The sequence below is a fragment of the Indolivaga macrotermitis genome (assembly GCF_900128985.1).
In the GTDB taxonomy this organism is placed as follows: Bacteria; Bacteroidota; Bacteroidia; order Bacteroidales; family Dysgonomonadaceae; genus Dysgonomonas_A; species Dysgonomonas_A macrotermitis.
In genome coordinates, this window is record NZ_FQUC01000004.1 from 1 (window position 1) to 19056 (window position 19056).

At 38.4% G+C, this 19056-nt stretch carries 12 protein-coding genes; 4 read left to right on the plus strand and 8 right to left on the minus strand.

Annotation, left to right across the window (positions count from 1 at the left end; genetic code table 11):
* Positions 1 to 259: 259 nt before the first annotated feature.
* From BUC12_RS06950 to BUC12_RS06975, 6 genes are all read right to left on the minus strand, one after another.
* Positions 260 to 646, minus strand: a complete 387-nt coding sequence (locus tag BUC12_RS06950; protein ID WP_062181330.1) for a DUF423 domain-containing protein — start codon at positions 644 to 646, stop codon at positions 260 to 262.
* Positions 647 to 788: 142 nt separating this feature from the next.
* Positions 789 to 2135 carry a citrate synthase gene (locus BUC12_RS06955; protein ID WP_175552617.1) on the minus strand — a complete coding sequence of 449 codons (1347 nt, stop codon included), beginning with the start codon at positions 2133 to 2135 and terminating at the stop codon, positions 789 to 791.
* A gap of 49 nt (positions 2136 to 2184) precedes the next feature.
* On the minus strand, positions 2185 to 3447 hold the full coding sequence (icd, locus tag BUC12_RS06960) for an NADP-dependent isocitrate dehydrogenase (RefSeq protein ID WP_062181336.1): 1263 nt from the start codon (positions 3445 to 3447) through the stop codon (positions 2185 to 2187).
* A 31-nt stretch (positions 3448 to 3478) separates the two neighbouring features.
* On the minus strand, positions 3479 to 3862 hold the full coding sequence (locus BUC12_RS06965; protein ID WP_062181339.1) for a hypothetical protein: 384 nt from the start codon (positions 3860 to 3862) through the stop codon (positions 3479 to 3481).
* A gap of 11 nt (positions 3863 to 3873) precedes the next feature.
* Positions 3874 to 4461, minus strand: coding sequence for a DJ-1/PfpI family protein (locus tag BUC12_RS06970; protein ID WP_062181341.1), 588 nt, complete (start codon positions 4459 to 4461; stop codon positions 3874 to 3876).
* 15 nt (positions 4462 to 4476) lie between these two features.
* Positions 4477 to 6732, minus strand: coding sequence for an aconitate hydratase (locus BUC12_RS06975; protein WP_062181343.1), 2256 nt, complete (start codon positions 6730 to 6732; stop codon positions 4477 to 4479).
* A 331-nt stretch (positions 6733 to 7063) separates the two neighbouring features.
* On the opposite strand from BUC12_RS06975, the gene BUC12_RS06980 reads away from it, so the two are divergent.
* The 4 genes from BUC12_RS06980 to BUC12_RS06995 are packed head-to-tail and all read left to right on the plus strand — an operon-like array spanning position 7064 to position 16568.
* Complete coding sequence (locus BUC12_RS06980; protein WP_062181346.1) at positions 7064 to 9433, plus strand: ABC transporter permease; 2370 nt, start codon at positions 7064 to 7066, stop codon at positions 9431 to 9433.
* 43 nt (positions 9434 to 9476) lie between these two features.
* Positions 9477 to 11846 (plus strand): ABC transporter permease, encoded by a 2370-nt coding sequence (locus BUC12_RS06985; protein WP_062181348.1) that lies wholly within the window; start codon positions 9477 to 9479, stop codon positions 11844 to 11846.
* Positions 11847 to 11856: 10 nt separating this feature from the next.
* Positions 11857 to 14253 (plus strand): ABC transporter permease, encoded by a 2397-nt coding sequence (locus tag BUC12_RS06990; RefSeq protein WP_062181352.1) that lies wholly within the window; start codon positions 11857 to 11859, stop codon positions 14251 to 14253.
* A gap of 17 nt (positions 14254 to 14270) precedes the next feature.
* Complete coding sequence (locus BUC12_RS06995) at positions 14271 to 16568, plus strand: ABC transporter permease (RefSeq protein WP_062181356.1); 2298 nt, start codon at positions 14271 to 14273, stop codon at positions 16566 to 16568.
* A gap of 19 nt (positions 16569 to 16587) precedes the next feature.
* On the opposite strand, the gene BUC12_RS07000 is transcribed toward BUC12_RS06995, so the two are convergent.
* Together BUC12_RS07000 and BUC12_RS07005 are read right to left on the minus strand one after the other, a co-directional pair.
* Entirely contained in the window at positions 16588 to 18390 is a 1803-nt protein-coding gene (locus BUC12_RS07000) for an HSP90 family protein (protein ID WP_062181359.1), read from the minus strand.
* A 24-nt stretch (positions 18391 to 18414) separates the two neighbouring features.
* Complete coding sequence (locus BUC12_RS07005; RefSeq protein WP_062181362.1) at positions 18415 to 19044, minus strand: hypothetical protein; 630 nt, start codon at positions 19042 to 19044, stop codon at positions 18415 to 18417.
* Positions 19045 to 19056: the final 12 nt, after the last annotated feature.

A 19056-nucleotide genomic window follows, 5' to 3' on the forward strand; every position in this document is an offset into this window, starting at 1 on the left:
TCTTTTCTTTATTACCACTCTCGGTTTTAAAGCGAGTGCAAAAGTAATACACTTACCCTTCCATTCCAAATATTTTATGAGGTTTTTTTAAGAGACTTTTTATAGATGAACGTAATCATTTACATTACATACCTTTAGAGGCTACAAAAATATAACAAGAATTTCTCTTGCTATACCTAATTGTTGTTTCACCTTAAAATTGTGTACTCGGCAAACATAGAGATTTTATCTTATATTTCCAAATAAAAAACACTTTTTTTTAGATTTTATTTTTTGCAAAAAAAATAATTAATAAAGCCCAGCCTACAATCATAAATAAGCCTCCCAAAGGGGTGACAGGTCCTAAGAATTTCCAATTGATATTCCAATATTCAGAAAAGGCAAGGAAATATATGCTAATGGAGAAAAGAAATGTCCCTATAATAATACACAACGAAGACCATTTTTCGATTGATGTATCAAAATTCAGAAAAAAGCCCAAAATCAATAATACGATGGCATGATACATTTGATAACGTACACCAACTTCGAAACTTGCCAATTTATCTGCTGATATCATTGATTTAAAAGCATGGGCACCAAAGGCCCCGAGTATAACAGAAAGCATTCCATATAAGCCTCCTACAATTAGTATAGTTTGTTTCATTTGATTATTTTTAATAAATAACATCTATTTATACCAAGCAAATATAAACAATAAAGAAAAAACGGAAACTATTCTTTCGAATAATCTCCGTAATTTTCCAATCAGAGTAAGGTAAATAATTTAAATTAGGTTTGGTTCTAAGTTAATTTCTTTCATCAATTGGTTTATATTCTCTTACGTCTGACGCATTTTTATATGCAGGACGTATTATTCGCCTTTCTTTAAAGTTCAATTCTTCTATACGATGTGCCGACCACCCAACGATACGTGCCATTGCAAACAACGGTGTATAAATTTCCTGTGGCAACCCGATCATATCATATACAAAGCCCGAATAAAAATCAACATTGGCACAGACTTGTTTCTTCACATTAGTGCCTTTGAACTCCATAAAACTCTTAATAGCACGTTCTTCGAGCAAGCTCATAAAAAGGAATTCTTTTTCGCGCCCTTTTTCTATTGCCAAATCCCTGGCCATTTCTTTCAGTAAAGTTGCCCGGGGATCTGATACTGTATAAATCGCATGCCCAATACCGTATATCAGTCCGGTTTTATTATAAGCTTGTTTATTAAGTATCTTTTGCAAATATGCATCAATTTCTTCAACATCCGTCCAATCTTTGATATGTTTCTTAATATGTTTTAGCATATCTACTACGCGAAGATTGGCTCCCCCATGCAAAGGCCCTTTCAGCGAACCGATACCGGCTGCAATCGACGCATAGGTATCTGTACCTGTCGAGCTAGTTACGCGTACGGCAAAGGTAGAGTTATTACCTCCTCCGTGATCGGCATGTACCATCAGTGCCAGATCAAGAATCTTCACGTCCAGAGGTGTATAATTCCGCCCTTTCATCATATACAGGAAGTTTTCGGCAAGTGATAGCCCTTCCTGTGGATGACGTATATGCAATGATTTTCCTGTATTATGGCGCAAGGCGTTATATGCATATGCTATAATAGTTGGGAAAGTAGCTATTAAGTTAAGAGACTGGCGCACCAGATTTTCTTCTGATGTATCGTCCGGAGCTTCGTCGAATGTATAAAGTTCCAATACACAGCGTGCCAGGATATTCATTATGTCTTGTCCTTCGAGATCGAGGATATGCATAGTGATCTTCTGGTTCAAGTCCATTGTCCGGCTCAATATCTTCGAAAATTCATCTAATTCTATCTTGTTTGGCAGATATCCTGCTAAAATGAGATAGATTGTTTCTTCAAATCCTAAACGGTTTTCCTGCTGTGCTCCACGTACTATTTCTTCGAGGCTGATCCCTCTGTACATCAGTTTACCGGGAATGGCTTTCAGCGAACCGTCTTCGTTACGCTCGTACCCTACAACATCCCCTACCTTTGTCAATCCTACTATTACTCCTGTATGATCTTCGTTACGGAGCCCACGTTTAACATTGTATATATTAAACAGGTCTGGATCGATCTGTGTTGTCTTTTTTACAGTTTCAGATATTTTCTTAATAATGTCATTCATTTGAATAATCTTATTTTTTAAAGGTTAAGGAATCCGGTCTTTTAATTAATTACAGGGTTTCTGCTAATATTTGAGAAAACTGGCTGGTAGACAAGCTTGTTCCGTTTTCCATAAAACGAGCTAAGTCGTGTGTAGCTTTACCTTCTCCGTACAATTTTTCGAGAGCATTGGTGATTAGTTCTCCGGCTTCATTCCAACCTATATACTCGAGCAACATCACTGCCGATAGTAAAAGGGATGAAGGGTTAACGGTATCTTTGCCTGCAATATCGGGTGCTGTGCCATGTGTAGCTTCAAATATGGCATGTCCGGTCTTATAATTGATATTTGCTCCGGGAGCAATACCAATACCACCTACCATAGCTGCCAGCTGATCCGAAACATAGTCTCCATTGAGATTCAGTGTTGCAATAACCGAATATTCGGCTGGTTTCAACAATGTATTTTGCAAGAAGGCATCGGCTATTACGTCTTTTACTACGATTTTTCCTTCCGACTGAGCTTTCTTCAGCGCTGCATTAGCCTCTGCTTCACCTTGTTCATTTTTGATTTTCTCCCATTGAGGCCAGATAAATACTTTATCTCCGTACTCACGTTCGGCTAAATCATATCCCCAGTTTTTGAAACCACCCTCGGTGAACTTCATTATATTTCCTTTGTGAACGATGGTCACCGATGGAAGATTATTTACCAGAGCATATTCTATGGCAGCATGCACCAATCGTTCGGTACCTTCTACCGAAACGGGTTTTACTCCGAATGACGATGTCTCGGGAAAGCGTACTTTTTTTACACCCATCTCCTCTTGCAGAAATTCGAGAAATTTGGCTGCTTCGGGTGTACCCTGCATCCATTCTATTCCGGCATAAATATCTTCGGTATTCTCCCTGAAAATAGTCATGTTTACTTTTTCGGGGGTTTTAATGGGAGACACTACTCCTTTGAACCAACGTACAGGACGAAGACAAACATATAAATCCAGATCCTGACGCAATGCCACATTCAGCGAACGGATACCGCCACCGACTGGTGTTGTCAACGGTCCTTTTATCCCTACCAGATACTCGCGAAAAGCATTCATTGTTTCTTCGGGTAGCCACGAACCATTCTCATTGAACGATTTCTCACCGGCAAGAACTTCTTTCCATTCTATTTTTCGTTTTCCGGCATATGCTTTTTCTATCGCCTTATCAATTACCGATTGGGCATTTTTCCAAATTTCCTTCCCTACCCCGTCTCCTTCGATAAAAGGTATTACAGGATTATCGGGTACATTTAGCGTTCCGTTTTGTATGGTTACTTTTTGCGACATATATTATTATAACTTTATTCCTATATTATTATTAATATTTCTTATTCCATATTCTAGCTTTAGCTTCTTTCAATATCGAATCCTGACCGAAAGAAATATCTAAATAATTTATTTGAGATTCATCTATTCCCAACCATTCATATTCAATATAGGTTATATAAGACACACTAAAACTTAGAGAGTCTTTATTAAAAGGTTCTCCTAATAAGCCTAAAACTTCTTGATAAGATAATGGTTTATTCAAATAATTATTTAAAAGATCATCAACCATTTTATTCCTTTCATTATTCACTGGAAAATCGACTTCCTTCAACCATTCATCCTTTGTAAACTTTCTGTTTTGCTTACAGGATACAAAAGACAGCATCAACGTAAATAATAAAACAGATTTAAATAAGCCTATTTCTGGTTTCATACAGTTGCAGTTTATTGCTTCCAAAAATCATCTTGTTTACTATCTTCCTGCCAAACATATTCGATTCTGAATGCTATCCGGCGGGCTTCTTCTATTCCTAACCGGTCTGCAACAAAACCCAATGCCATATCTATTCCGGCACTGACACCGGATGATGTATAGTACTTACCGTCTGTAACCCAACGGGCTTGTTCTATCCATTCGACTTCGCCTGAACAGCTTTTCACCCAGTCGAAAGACCTCTTATTGGATGTTGCCTTCTTTCCATCCAGCAATCCTGTTTTTGCCAGAAGGGCACTGCCTGTACAAACCGTCAATACGAAATTACTTCGTTCGGCAATATCTTTTACCTGTTGAAGAAAACCGTGATTATTTACTTCCGTTCGTGTACCCATACCGCCCGGAATAAATAGTATATCCGAATCTGAAAGCATTTCCAACTTTTCGGTATCTATCTTTATTCCGTCTTTATTTGATACTGCCCCACCCTTTTCCGAAAAATAGCGTATTTCACTATTCTCCAGCTTTCCAAAAATCTCGACCGGACCAAACACATCCAGTGTTTCGAAATCGGTAAACAGCAGTATATTAAAAGTCATAAAAATATTTTTTGATCAGCCTTTCATATAATTCAAAGCACTACCTGCCTTAAACCATTCTATCTGAAGCTGATTGTATGTTTGAGCAACTTCGAACGAATCTTTTGTCCCGTCGGAATGCAAAAGTTCTACTGTCAGGTTTTTTCCGGGTTTAAAGTCGGTCAAACCTAGAATACTTATTCTATCGTCTTCACGTACTTTTTCGTAATCGTCTTTATTCACAAAAGTGAGGGCAAGCATTCCTTGCTTTTTCAAGTTGGTCTCGTGGATACGGGCAAAAGATTTTACCAGTATAGCCTTAACATTCAGGAAACGGGGTTCCATGGCAGCATGTTCACGAGAAGACCCTTCACCGTAATTTTCTTCTGCAACGACAACCGATCCCAAACCTTTGGCTTTAAACTCACGTGCTAACTGAGGTACAGCTTCATATTCTCCCGTCAATGGATTTTTTACAGAATTTGTCTTATCATTGAATGCATTAACTGCACCGATAAGCATATTGTCCGAAATATTATCCAAATGCCCCCGGAAACGTAACCAAGGACCTGCCATAGATATATGGTCGGTAGTACATTTTCCTTTTGCTTTTATCAGCAAAGGTTGCCCCATTATATCTTTTCCGTCCCATGCTGCAAAAGGCTTTAATACCTGCAAGCGTTGAGAATCCGGAGCAATACTTACGTCAATTTTACTGCCATCTGTTACAGGCTCAATATATCCGAGATCATCAACACCGAATCCTTTTGATGGAAGTTCCGAGCCAACCGGCTCTTGTAACTTCACGCTCTCCCCTTTATTATTAACCAAAGCGTCTTTCATCGGATTGAAACACAGGTCACCTGCAATAGTCAAAGCAGCAACCAATTCGGGCGATGCTACAAAAGCATGTGTATTGGGGTTACCGTCATTTCGTTTCGCAAAGTTCCGGTTGAATGATGTTACTATAGAATTTGGGCGGTCTGGATTTTCCGTTTCTCGTTTCCATTGACCGATACAAGGGCCACAGGCATTAGCCATAATAGTTGCGCCCACTTCTTCGAACTCCTCTAAAATACCGTCACGTTCGGCAGTATACCGCACCTGTTCCGATCCCGGATTGATAATAAACTGGGCTTTTACCGAAATACCTTTTTCTTTCGCATCCTTTACAATAGATGCTGCGCGGGACATATCTTCGTAGGATGAGTTGGTACAAGACCCTATCAAACCGACTTCCATTACCTGTGGATAGCCTTTCTCCTTCACCACCTTTGCGAATTCCGAAATCGGATGTGCCGCATCGGGTGTAAACGGTCCGTTTATATATGGTTCGAGTTCGCTCAGGTTTATCTCTATTACACGGTCATAATATTTTTCGGGTGCAGCTTCCACTTCTTTATCCGGTTGCAGATAAGGTTTTAGTAAAGTTATTAAATCCGCTATTTCTTTCCGGTCTGTAGCAATAAGATATTCAGCTGATTTATCGTCATATGGAAAAATAGACGTAGTTGCCCCTACCTCTGCACCCATATTGCAGATCGTTGCTTTTCCGGTAGCTGATAACGAATGTACCCCTTCACCAAAATATTCTATAATAGCATTGGTACCTCCTTTAACGGTAAGAATACCTGCCAGTTTCAAAATCACATCTTTTGCCGAAGCCCAGCCCGAAAGTTTTCCGGTAAGTTTTACTCCTATTATACGGGGCATCTTTAGCTCCCACGGCATTCCAGCCATAACATCTACAGCATCAGCACCTCCGACACCAATTGCTATCATCCCCAAACCTCCGGCATTAGGGGTATGCGAGTCAGTACCGATCATCATTCCTCCGGGAAATGCATAATTTTCCAAAACTACTTGATGGATAATTCCTGCTCCGGGTTTCCAGAATCCGATACCGAACTTATTAGATACCGCACTCAGAAAATCATATACTTCTTTATTTGTTACTTCTGCTGTATTTAAATCTTCTTTTGCCGATTTGTATGCTTGTATCAGGTGATCGCAATGTACCGTAGACGGAACAGCAACCCGCTCGCGTCCCGAATTCATCAATTGCAAAAGTGCCATCTGCGCTGTTGCATCCTGCATTGCCACACGGTCTGGAGAAAAGTTTACATAATCCTCGCCACGTTTATAATCCTTAAGTGGTTCTCCATCCGCCAGATGGGCATATAATATCTTTTCGGTAAGAGTTAAAGGTCTTTTAAGAACTTGTGTAATCTTAGTTATTTTCTCAGGTAACGTTTTGTATACTTCCTGAATCATTTTAACGTCAAAAATCATCCTCTTATATCATTTAGTTAATCAATATTCCATTTTTTAGTACTATTTCCAAAGATACGTATTTTATATTAAAAACAAGAAAAAAGTAATAAATATGTATCACAGTGTATATTTATACATAAAATATGCATAATTCTAGAAAAAAAGAATATAATAGTAAGATTATATTGACACCACTAGCATTGTAAAATAAATTTCCAAACTCATGTAATATTTTTTTACAATACATATATAGCAGATAACAACTAAACCAATCGCAAACAATCAGTTACAAACAATGGCACAGTTTTAGATATCTAAAAAGCAGATTATTTAATTAGCTTCGATCCTTATGAAACAGTTCATTCGAAATTTCAGAAAACAGAAAACCGTAGGTATATTAAATATTTGCAGCTTAAGCCTGGGTATTATGGTATCCATTATCATAGGTTTATGGGCTTTTAATGAACTATCGTTTGACGACTTTCACAAGAACAAAGACCGGATGTACAGAGTCGTACAGAATTTCGATGTCGGCAATGAACCCGTACGGGCTGCAACAGCATTTAAACCCCTCGGAGAGCTGGCTGAAGCCGAGATTCCCGAGATAGAACAAATGTGCAGGGTAGTTGTCAACCGAGGGGAAGACGGAGTTGCAATTCAAGATATTGTCCATTTCGATTTTGTTTCAATCGTTACCGATCATAATTTCTTCAGCTTCTTTACCTTTCCTCTAAAGGAAGGCGAAATTAAAACGGCTTTTTCAAAACCGGACAATGTAATAATAACAGAATCGACAGCCAACAGATATTTTCCGGATGAGAATCCTATAGGCAAAACGGTCCGATATCATGGATCTGATTTTACCATATCAGCTATCATGTACGACTTCCCTAAAAACTCACATATACAGGCTGATATGGTTTTTCCCCTCTTCAAGCATTTCAAAGACTGGGGATGGGACAGTTCATTTAGTTATGACACATATTTCGTTCTATCGCAAAATGCTGATATACCTGCTATAGAGAAGAAGCTTTCAGAAATAAACCTGGCTAATATGTCGGAGCTACTCCAAAATGCAAAAATAACCACCGAATTAGAACCTTTGGCAGAAATACATTTCAGCAAAACCAGTGCCGGCTTCGATAGTGCATTAAGGGGAAATAAAGATTTACTGCAAACATTTATTTCCATCGCAGCTATTATACTTATTATATCCTGCATAAACTTCACTAATTTATCTATTTCGACATCTTTTATAAGAGCTAAATCGATAGGTATTAAAAAGTCACAGGGTGCCGGCAAAAAACAATTGGTTGTTGAGTTTTACAGGGAGACAGCTACTTATGCTATTATAGCAGTTCTATTAGGTATATCCTTGGCAATGATCGCTTTTCCTATTTTCAACACTTACACGGGTTCGGATATAGGGATCGATTTCTCATCACCACGATTCTATGCTTTCGTTGGAGTTCTTATATTATTGGTAACACTTATAGCCGGAACTTTTCCTGCATTTCAAATGACACGCTTTGGAATTGTGGAAACAATTAAGGGGAAATTCAAAGGAAAAAACATGTCAGTATTTCAGAAGATACTGATTATAATACAATTTACATCATCTATCAGCCTGTTGATTATTGTTATGTTCTTTGCTAAGCAAATAAATCAAATACTATCTCAGGATTTGGGCTTCGACAATAAAAACATTGTATATGTAAATGGCTGGGGAGCCTTTGGCCCTAATTTTAAAAACTTACGTGAGGAACTTATGAAAGAACCGACGATTGTAGATGTAGCCATGAAACAATATCATTTGCCATTGGCGATGGGTAATGGGCTTGGAGCGACTAATGAAAAAACGGGCAACAACTTTTTATTGGATATGTCACAAGTATCACCCAATTACTTCAACTTCTTTGGGATGGAATTTATTGAAGGAGAAAATCCCTTGATTCTCGAAAGTGAATCGGCTGCAACATATTGTGTCCTTAACGAAACCGCCGTGAGGCTTTTAGGAATAGAAGATCCGGTAAACAAGCCTTTCAATATTATATCGATAGGCGGATCTCTTGCCGAACGTGCTGGACAACCTTTCATCATAAAAGGTGTTATACGGGATTCATATGTAAAATCCCTGTATCAAGAACCCGACCCGCAGATGTATCTCGGTTTAGGCAGAGACGATAATAACCCTATTTTTTTCAAAATAGCCGGAGATCCCCAAAGGGCGATAAGTGTTATAGAAAAGAAGTGGAAGGAACTGTTGCCCAATGTTACATTCGAATATCGCTTTCTGGACGAAACATATGATGCGCAATATAAAACCGAGATTAACTCAAAAAATATTTTGCTTTTTGCTCTTGTTATAACCATATTGATAACCGTTGCGGGACTATACGCTATGATATTCTACTCTACCCAGCGAAGGATTAAGGAGATAGGTATACGTAAGATAAACGGGGCTACCATCCCGAATCTCTTATTGTTGCTAAACAAAGATATTGTGGTATGGGTTATACTTTCGTTTGTTATTGCATGTCCCTTATCCTACCTGTTTATAGATAATTGGTTGAAAAGCTTTGTGATTAAAACGCCTCTGAGTATATGGATATTTGCCATAGCTGGCTTTATGTCTATTGCTATTGCCCTTCTTACGGTCTGCTACCAGACATGGAAGTCGGCGAATATGAATCCGGTAGATGCTATTAAAATCGAATAAATTATCTGAAACGAATACTATTAATCCTCCACTCGAACCACATATGAAACAATTTATCAGAAACTTCAGAAAACAGAAAACCGTAGGTATATTAAATATTTGCAGCTTAAGCTTGGGTATTATGGTATCCATTATCATAGGTTTATGGGCTTTTAATGAACTATCGTTTGACGACTTTCACAAGAACAAAGACCGTATGTACAGGGTAGTTCAGAATTTTGAGGTCGGCAATGAACCCATACGGGCTGCAACAGCATTTAAACCCCTTGGTGAAATTGCAGCAGCCGAAATACCCGAAATAGAACAGATGTGCAGAGTAGTAATAGAGAAAAACAGTGGGCTGATGATAGACAATATTGTGCGCTTCGACCTAAGCTATATTATTACAGACCATAACTTTTATACTTTCTTCAACTTTCCGTTGAAAGAGGGAGATATCAATACCGCTTTTTCGGGACCCGACAATGTGATCATAACCGAATCTATGGCAAAAAGGTATTTTCCGGATGAAAACCCGATAGGCAAAAATGTACGGTTTCATCGGTACGACTTTACTATATCGGGAATAATGTATGACTTTCCTAAAAATTCACATATACAGGCAGATGCGGTTTTCCCCCTGTTCGGACAATTCAAAGATACGGGGTGGGACAGCTCTTTCAGCTACGACACATATTTTGTTTTATCAAAAGATGCTAATATTAAGGCCATTGAAAAGAAGCTTGTCGAGATTTGTTTATCCGGCGTGTCTGCCTTTGTTCAGAGCGCTAAAGTTTCGACTGATCTGGAACCGATTACCGATGTACATTTCAGTAAAACCAGCGCCGGTTTCGACAGTGCTATAAAAGGCAACAAAGACCTGTTAAAAACATTTATTTCTATCGCTGCCGTTATACTTATTATATCGTGTATAAACTTCACCAACTTATCCATCTCGACTTCATTTATCAGGGGTAAAACCATAGGGATAAAAAAATCAGTGGGAGCTGGAAAACAGCTCTTAATTAAAGAGTTTTACAGAGAGACTGCCACTTACGTAATTATATCAGTTGTGATAGGAGTATTGCTTGCCTTAGCCGCCTTTCCGGTATTCAATAGTTATACAGGCTCTGATATCGGCATCGATTTCTTATCTCCCGAGTTCTATATTTTCATAGTAGGCCTGGCAATATTTGCCACATTTATGGCAGGCACTTTTCCTGCATTCCAAATGACACGGTTCGGCATTGTAGAAACGATCAAAGGGAAATTCAAAGGGAAAAACATGTCAGCATTCCAGAAAGTGCTGATCATAATACAATTTACATCATCTATCAGCCTGCTGATTATTGTTATGTTTTTTGCCAAACAAATCAACCAGATATTATCGCAGGATTTAGGATTCGATAACAAAAACATTGTTTATGTTAAGGGTTGGGGTGGCTTTGGCCCGGATTTTAAAAATCTGAGAAAAGAGCTAATGCAGGAACCGACTATTATTGACGTAGCAATGAAACAATATGACATACCTCTGAATATGGGAAACGGAATCGGTACAATTAATGAAAAAACAGGTAATAGCTTTTTAGTAGATATGTCTCAAGTATCGCCTAATTATTTCGATTTCTTCGGGATGGAATTCGTTGAAGGAGAGAATCCCCTGACTCTCGAAAGTGAATCGGCTGCAATATATTGTGTAATCAACGAAAAAGCGGCAAAGCTTCTGGATCTGGAACCTCCCCTTATAGATAAAACATTCAAAATGATCGCCATAGGAGGAACTCTCAGCGAACACAATGGACAGCGTTTTATAATTAAAGGCGTTATCCGCGATTCGTATGTAAAATCATTGTACCAGGAACCCGATCCGCAAATATATCTCCGTTTAGGCAGGGATAATGATAACCCTATTTTTTTCAAAATAGCCGGAGATTCCCAAAGGGCGATAAGTGTTATAGAAAAGAAGTGGAAGGAACTGTTGCCCAATGTTACATTCGAATATCATTTTCTGGATGCAACGTATGATGCGCAATATACGACCGAGATCAATGCGAAGAATATATTATCTTTTGCATTGGTCATAACAATACTAATAACCGTTGCGGGACTATATGCTATGATATTCTACTCTACCCAGCGAAGGATTAAGGAGATAGGTATACGTAAGATAAACGGGGCTACCATCCCGAATCTCTTATTGTTGCTAAACAAAGATATTGTGGTATGGGTTATACTTTCGTTTGTTATTGCATGTCCCTTATCCTACCTGTTTATAGATAATTGGTTGAAAAACTTTGTGATTAAAACGCCTCTGAGTATATGGATATTTGCCATAGCTGGCTTTATGTCTATTGCTATTGCCCTTCTTACGGTCTGCTACCAGACATGGAAATCGGCGAATATGAATCCGGTAGACGCTATCAAAATCGAATAAACCGTCTGAGATGAATACTCCATATTTTCTGCGCCGTTTGGCCAAAGTTAAAAGTCTCCGGTTTATAAACCTGTTAGGACTAGTACTGATGTTTACTTGTGTATTTGTATCATATACATATATCACTAAAGAATTAAGCTACGACAAATTCTATACAAAATCAGATCGCATAGCCCGTCTCACTTTGGCTTTCGACGGCAATCAACCCGACGGGCGTTTATTCGGGGATACATATGCCCCTATACTCAAAAATTGTCCTGAAATAGAAGAGACTCTTAAGTTCACTAAGATTCAAACTGCTACAGTTATACATAACGACGAAAAATATGTTGTTAATGATATACTGCTTACATCCGGTAATTTTTTTACTTTTTTCGATCTGCCATTCGTTCAGGGAACCCTTCCCTCAGCTTTCGATAGTAAAGGAAAAATTGTTATCAGTGAAAGAATGGCTATACGGTTATTCGGACAAACGGATGTTATCGGTCAAAAAATAGGATTGAATAGCCGGAGGCTCTCTACTAATGAAGGCTTTATCAGTGGCGTATATAAGGATATCCCCGACAACTCGCATCTACATTCTGATATCATAATATATGGTGATAACTTTGAAAAAGACAACTATTGTTATACTTACCTACTATTAAAAGACAAGACCGACACTCAGGCATTAGCAGATAAACTCACAGGACTGATACAGGCTGATATAAATAAAAATAAAACAGAAACTGTCTTAGCCGATGTTATGCCCCTGGCGGATATACATCTGCATAGCCGCATTTTAAGAGAATTAGAATCGAATGGTAATATCAATTATGTTTATCTGATCGGGGGAGCTAATATATTATTACTCATTATAGTTCTGTTTAACCTGTGGCTCAACTCTAATGTTATTTTCTCGTACCACAGACGGTACTACCAATTACTCCGCCTCAACGGAGCTTCTTCATTCGAAGTAATAAAAGACGAAATTAGTATTGCCACATTCCTTGGAGGAATTTCTTTGATTTTTGGAATACTTCTTTCTTTCTTTTTGAATAAAGCTTTCGGGATATCCGGAGAATCTGTAAATATCATTTCTAAAATAGGGATAGCCGCACTACTCCTAATTTGTACCGTTCTTGCATCATTGCTTCCGGCTATTCAGAATATGGTATCTACAACATTCAGTAATCAGAATTACGACCTGCGGACCAAACGGTTTTCGTTCTCTAATGTAAGATATATGCTGGTTGTACAGTATGCGATTGTTATCTTTATCATTATTGTTGCTGCGGGGATAAAAGGGCAGATGTCGGTTATCAAGACCAATCAGATCGGAGCAGAAAACGACAGCATACTGGTTCTGAAGGAACAGCCACAAGAAGTGATCGATAAGTTTCGTTTATTCAAACAGGAACTACTGAAACACTCCGAAATAGAAATGGTTACTGCAGCTATGCAGTTACCAGGCGAAGCTGTTCGTGACGGGATTTTTATCAAGAAAGAGGATGGCGGTGAATCCATATATTGCCCGATACTGATCGTCGGTGAAGATTTTTTCCCGTTTTTCAATATTAAACCTGTATCCGGAGAATTACCTCCGCCTTTGGTATTGACCCAAGAAGAAGAGGCTCAATTGCTGACAGATAGATTTGAAGGGAAAGAAAATAAAACTTCGATTCGTGATAATTATATTATCAACCGCAGTGCCTTGAAATTATTGGGTTATTCGTCTCCTGATGAAGCAATTGGCAAAGAACTGATTCTAGATCGTAGCATCATAGACTATATACCATCCGGAAGAATTTGCGGAGTTGTAGATGATTTTGTCTTTTCCACCGTTTTCGAAGAAGCCACTCCGATGTTGGTTATACAGCGAAATATGTTTATGAACTGCTTCATGCTGCACCTTGCACCGGACAATACGGAGAAAGCACTTGGTATACTAAATAAAGTATGGGCTGATGTTAATCCCGGCTACCCTTTGGATTACAGTTTCCTGAAAGACTCATACAAAGTTGTATACCACAATGAACTGAATGCCGAAAGAATAGTTAATCTATTCTCGGGACTCTGCTTAGCTATAACCATATTGGGGCTTATTGTCTTTATGGCATTCATGATAAAAACCCGTACCAAGGAAATCGGTATCCGTAAAATAAACGGAGCTTCGGGTAAAGACATTCTTTATATGCTAAACCGGAGCTTACTGACGTGGATAGCTTTAGCCTTTATTATTGCTATACCCGTATCGAAATATGTAATGGACAAATGGCTCGAAAATTTTGCATATAAAGCCAGTCTGCCCTGGTGGTTGTTTATGGGAGCAGGAGTATCCGTAATGCTTATTTCCGTAATTGCTGTCAGCTGGCAATGTCGCCACGCTACCCGTATAAACCCGGTAGAAGGTTTAAAAAGCAACTAATTAACAATGTATTGAATATGAAAACTTTTTTCAAATTCCTTAATAAGAATAGATTATATACAGCTATTAATATTTTCGGTTTATCCGTTTCATTAATGTTTGTCATTCTTATAGCTGCATATGCTATAGAGGAATATTCAACAGACAGATTCCATAAGAATGCAGACCGTATATATATACTCGGTAACGAAGAGCATATAGGAAGCGCCTACCGTTTAGCAGCACGTTTACAGGAACGTTATCCTGAAATAGAGAAAACGTGTACGGTCACTTACTTCCCGGAGCAAAACGCCACGATTAATAATACCAGACTAAATATGGAGTTATTATTCACTGATACTACATTTTTTGAAGTGTTTTCCTTCTCATTAACCGAAGGTAATCCTAAACAAGTGTTAGCTGCTGAAAATAGTGCTGTGATTTCTGAATCATTTGCAAGGAAAGCCTTTGGAGGCAGAAATCCTATAGGACAGTCTATCGTATTGAAGCCGGAACTTACCGTTACTGTGAGTGGTATAATGAAGGATATCAAAAATTCATCCATCCCCTATTCTGACATTATTATCCGAACTGAGAACGTGAAGTATTTTAATTCGAGTATCATTAGTGAAACTTTTGACAATTACGGATCTACTTGTATCTTTTTTCTGGTCAAAGAGGGCAGTAACCTGCGGGCTAAAACAACAGATATGGCTGCATATCTCAAAGAAATAGTATGGGTGTATAAAGACGAGTTATTCAATACTGTAACACTAACGCCTCTTAAAGAAATATATTTTTCTGATTATCAAACATATACCCTTATAAAGGGAGAACCCAAACTGGTCTTAGTATTAATGATTGTAGGAATTGTAATCTTGATCTTTGCCATTATAAATTATATTAACCTGACTGTTGCGCAAACAGGTTTCAGAGCTAAAGAGATGGCGATACGCAGGCTGTTAGGCTCAGGACGTAAAAATTTGATATTTAAATTGATAACGGAATCAACATTACTTTGTTTTATTTGCTTTGCTTTAGGTGCTGTATTTGCCGTATTCCTCAGCCCTTATACTAAGGGAATATTAGGTAAGGAAATTGATCTTATGGCATTAATTTCTCCTATAAGTGTTCTTTTGAGCCTTTTACTCATTGTATCATTGGGGATAATTTCAGGACTACTTCCTGCCTTTATCTTATCGAGGGTAAAACCGATAGATACTGTAAAAGGAGGTTTCAAAAGAAAGAATAAGATGGTATTCAGTAAGTTCTTTATTACTTTCCAAAACACCATAGCAATTGTTCTGATTACTATAGCCATAATAATGTATACTCAGGTCAACTATCTGGTAAGTGCACCGCTGGGTTACAATAAAGAAAACATAATAAGCCTCGAACCCCATTTTCAAAATAAAGAAGAATTAAATGAGTTTATCTCCCAAACGGAACAACTAGCCTGTGTCAACCAGATAGGGTTAGGTAACGGTACGCCCTTCGACATGGGTAATAACTGGACACAGGAGTACGAAGGAAAAAGTATATCCTTCCGGATATTGGATGGAGACTCAACCTATTTCCGGATACTTGGTTTTCAGAAAATAATAGAAAATAATCTGGCCGATTCAATTTCTTATTATCTCTCTGAACGGGTATTAAAAGAAATGAATTTGCCGGAAACAACCGTTACATTCAAATTTGGAGGGGAACCGCAACCTGTAGCCGGAGTTATTAAAGATATTCGGATGTTTAATATCACAAGACCTTACGATCCCACAGTAATTGTCGTTCATCGCAACATCACCAACCCATGGACAATCGTTGTAGAATTTAACGGGGATAAAGACATGGCATTTAGTCAGGTAAAGGATACTTATGAAGGAATTACCAAACTTGACTTTACCGGTCAGTTTATGGATAAAATGATTGAAAGCTCATTTAAGGCGCAACTCAAGATTGCACAAATAGTTTCTATTTTCGGTATTATTGCAATCTTAATATCCTCATTAGGACTGCTTGCTATGTCTACATTTTTTATCCAGCAACGATACAAAGAGATTGCTATAAAAAAGGTACTGGGGGCATACAACCACGAGATTCTTATAAATCTGGTTAAAACATTTCTGAGTTACGTAGTCATAGCATTTGTTATAGCAGTACCCGTTATCTGGTATTTCATGAAAGACTGGCTTGCCACATATACATATAAGATAAAACTAAGCCCTTTCTTCTTTATAATAGTAGGAGTATTCTGCTTATTGGTTTCATTTATAACGGTATTATGGCAAAGCTGGAAAGCTGCGAATATGAACCCGGCCGATACCATTAAAATCGAATAAAAACGGGATTGAGTGCTGCTTACAATCCCATGTTACCCAAAAAGTTACTCATACCCATAACGAGCAGTTGATATAAAGCATCGTTGAACACGGTCATTTCCTTTTTATTTACGGGATATCCGCCGAGCATCAATGCCTGCACATACATAATGTGTACGATAGAATTAAAGAGGGGTTCGTCTTCGATCGCAATCAGGTTTTTGACGATCTCATTGTCTTTATTAAAACAAAGAGTCGGCATGTTATCCTCTTTTTTGATAAAATTCTGCAAAGTAGCCGCAAACGGATTTCCGGCGGTAGACAGGCTTTGCAGATTTTTATTACTCATCGCCTCATCGTTGGCTACATAGATAGCAGGAGTGTCTACCGGATCGAACTGTTTTAATTGGGCTTTGCAATATTGCTGTTTCAAGAGGTCATTAGCCCGTTTTTCGAACCGCATATAGGCTTCGTCTTCCGACACGGCAACATCTGCCAACGTATCCAGAATATCCTGAGGGGTTATCTTCTCGATCTTTATTTCGGGGAAGGTTATCTTTATCTGCTGAATCAAATCAGCTTCGAAAGAATAAGCCGCATTGATCACTGTTTTACCTTGCGAACCTGCGATACGGCGTATCTGGCGGAAATCGTCCAGAGACGGAGTATAATATATTACCTCATTATACGACTTTATTGAAACGAAAGGAATATGCCCTTTGTTGGTTTCGAAAGGAATATAATCGACAAACAATTTCAGCAGGCTACGATCCTCCACAGCCAGCGCTTTGATAAACATATGGTGAATGTTGATAATTTCGCCTAGTTTACCTGTATCCTTCAATGTCAGTACTTTCAGATAATCTTTGAAACTGTTGCTCAACTCTTTTTTCGCCTCCTTCATTATCTCATCGTCCATCAACGACTCGCGCGATGCTGTCGGACGCAGTTCGTTTGTGTTGATGATACATTTTACAAATGACGACCATTCGGGCAACAAGTTATTTGCCTGTTCGCACAGAAACATCCGTTTCAGGTATATTTTATGCTGTTTACTTCCCGAAAACTGTACTTTATGAGGCATTATATAAGCCACGCCATCTATCTCTCCGGCATGGGAATGCAATGGAAACGCATCCAGAAAATTTATATTGAACGCATCTTTTCCGTATGATAACAATTCTTCCTTCGTGCTTTCCGGCGATAGCCAAACGGGGGTTTTATCGACCAGCATCTCTGTTTCACCGTCAGATATCAAACGGATAGTTATAGGAAGGGCATTACCGAAATAAAGGATATTTTTCTTAAGCTCGGCTTTCTCAAACAAGGGTAGCCATTCTTTTTTCGGGTGAAGTATTACCCTTGTCCCGGGTTTTTCCATATTTTCGATACGCTCTACGGTATATGTTCCGTCTGCTTTTCCTTTCCAGCAAACGGCTTCGTCCTTAATCAAGGACCGCGTTTCGACAATTATTTCGTTACTCACGACAAGGCACGACAGCATTCCTATACCGAATTTCCCGATATAATCCTTTTCATTGAAATCGCCGCGTTTCGAACTTTGCCCTATAACCGAAAGAAACTGGTGTACTTCGTTTTCGGACAACCCTATACCATTATCTTCGAATATAACTTGTGGCAACCCGTCGACTTTATTGATATATATATTGATTTCGCCCTGATGATGTTCGTCTATTGTACGGCGGGCCGTTGCCGCATCCATCCCGTTTTGCAGGACTTCGCGTACAAAAACATTCGGAGCACTGTAAATATGCTCTGATAATAATTCGATCATTCCTTTCAGGTTAACCTGAAAAAGGTATTTATTATTTTCTTGTGTCATTCTGTTGTTGTTGGGGTACAATACTTATCTGATTCTAAATACTGTGCTATTTTCCAGATAGTTGTGTTTATTATCAACCTGTATTAACTCTTTGATGGTATCGGCTGCATTTAGTTCATTGTTTTGCACTCTTGTTCGTATCACAAAGATATTACTTTTCAGCAACCTTTGCATATCTTCACTTTCTTCTATATACTCTTTATTTATTAAAGTTACGAGGCTATCGTTGTCTATTCTGCATCCTCCCCTGTAAAATTCAGCCATAAACATAACCCATTCGGTTAGTTTATAGGTTCCATCATCTCTGAACTGGATATTCATACCATTAAAATCACTCATTCCGTAAGCAGTAAACACAACCGGAGATTTGTCCAGGTCGCGAACCGATTTTGATGAGCAAACAAATGAAAAAACAATAGCAAAAGCGATCAATGACGGAGTAAACACTGCCAATCGCTTTTTACGTTTATAATCTTTTATATCTCTGCGAATTACCGGAATACAAAGTAGTCCATATACTCCATAGAGGAAATACAGGATATAATTGTCAAACGCCATCTCTTGATGTGCCCCCGACAATATAAACCTATTGATAAAATAAGCTACACCGATAGCTATTGCGAGCAATATATGCCGCTTAATAAATCCTGTCATAGAAGACTATAT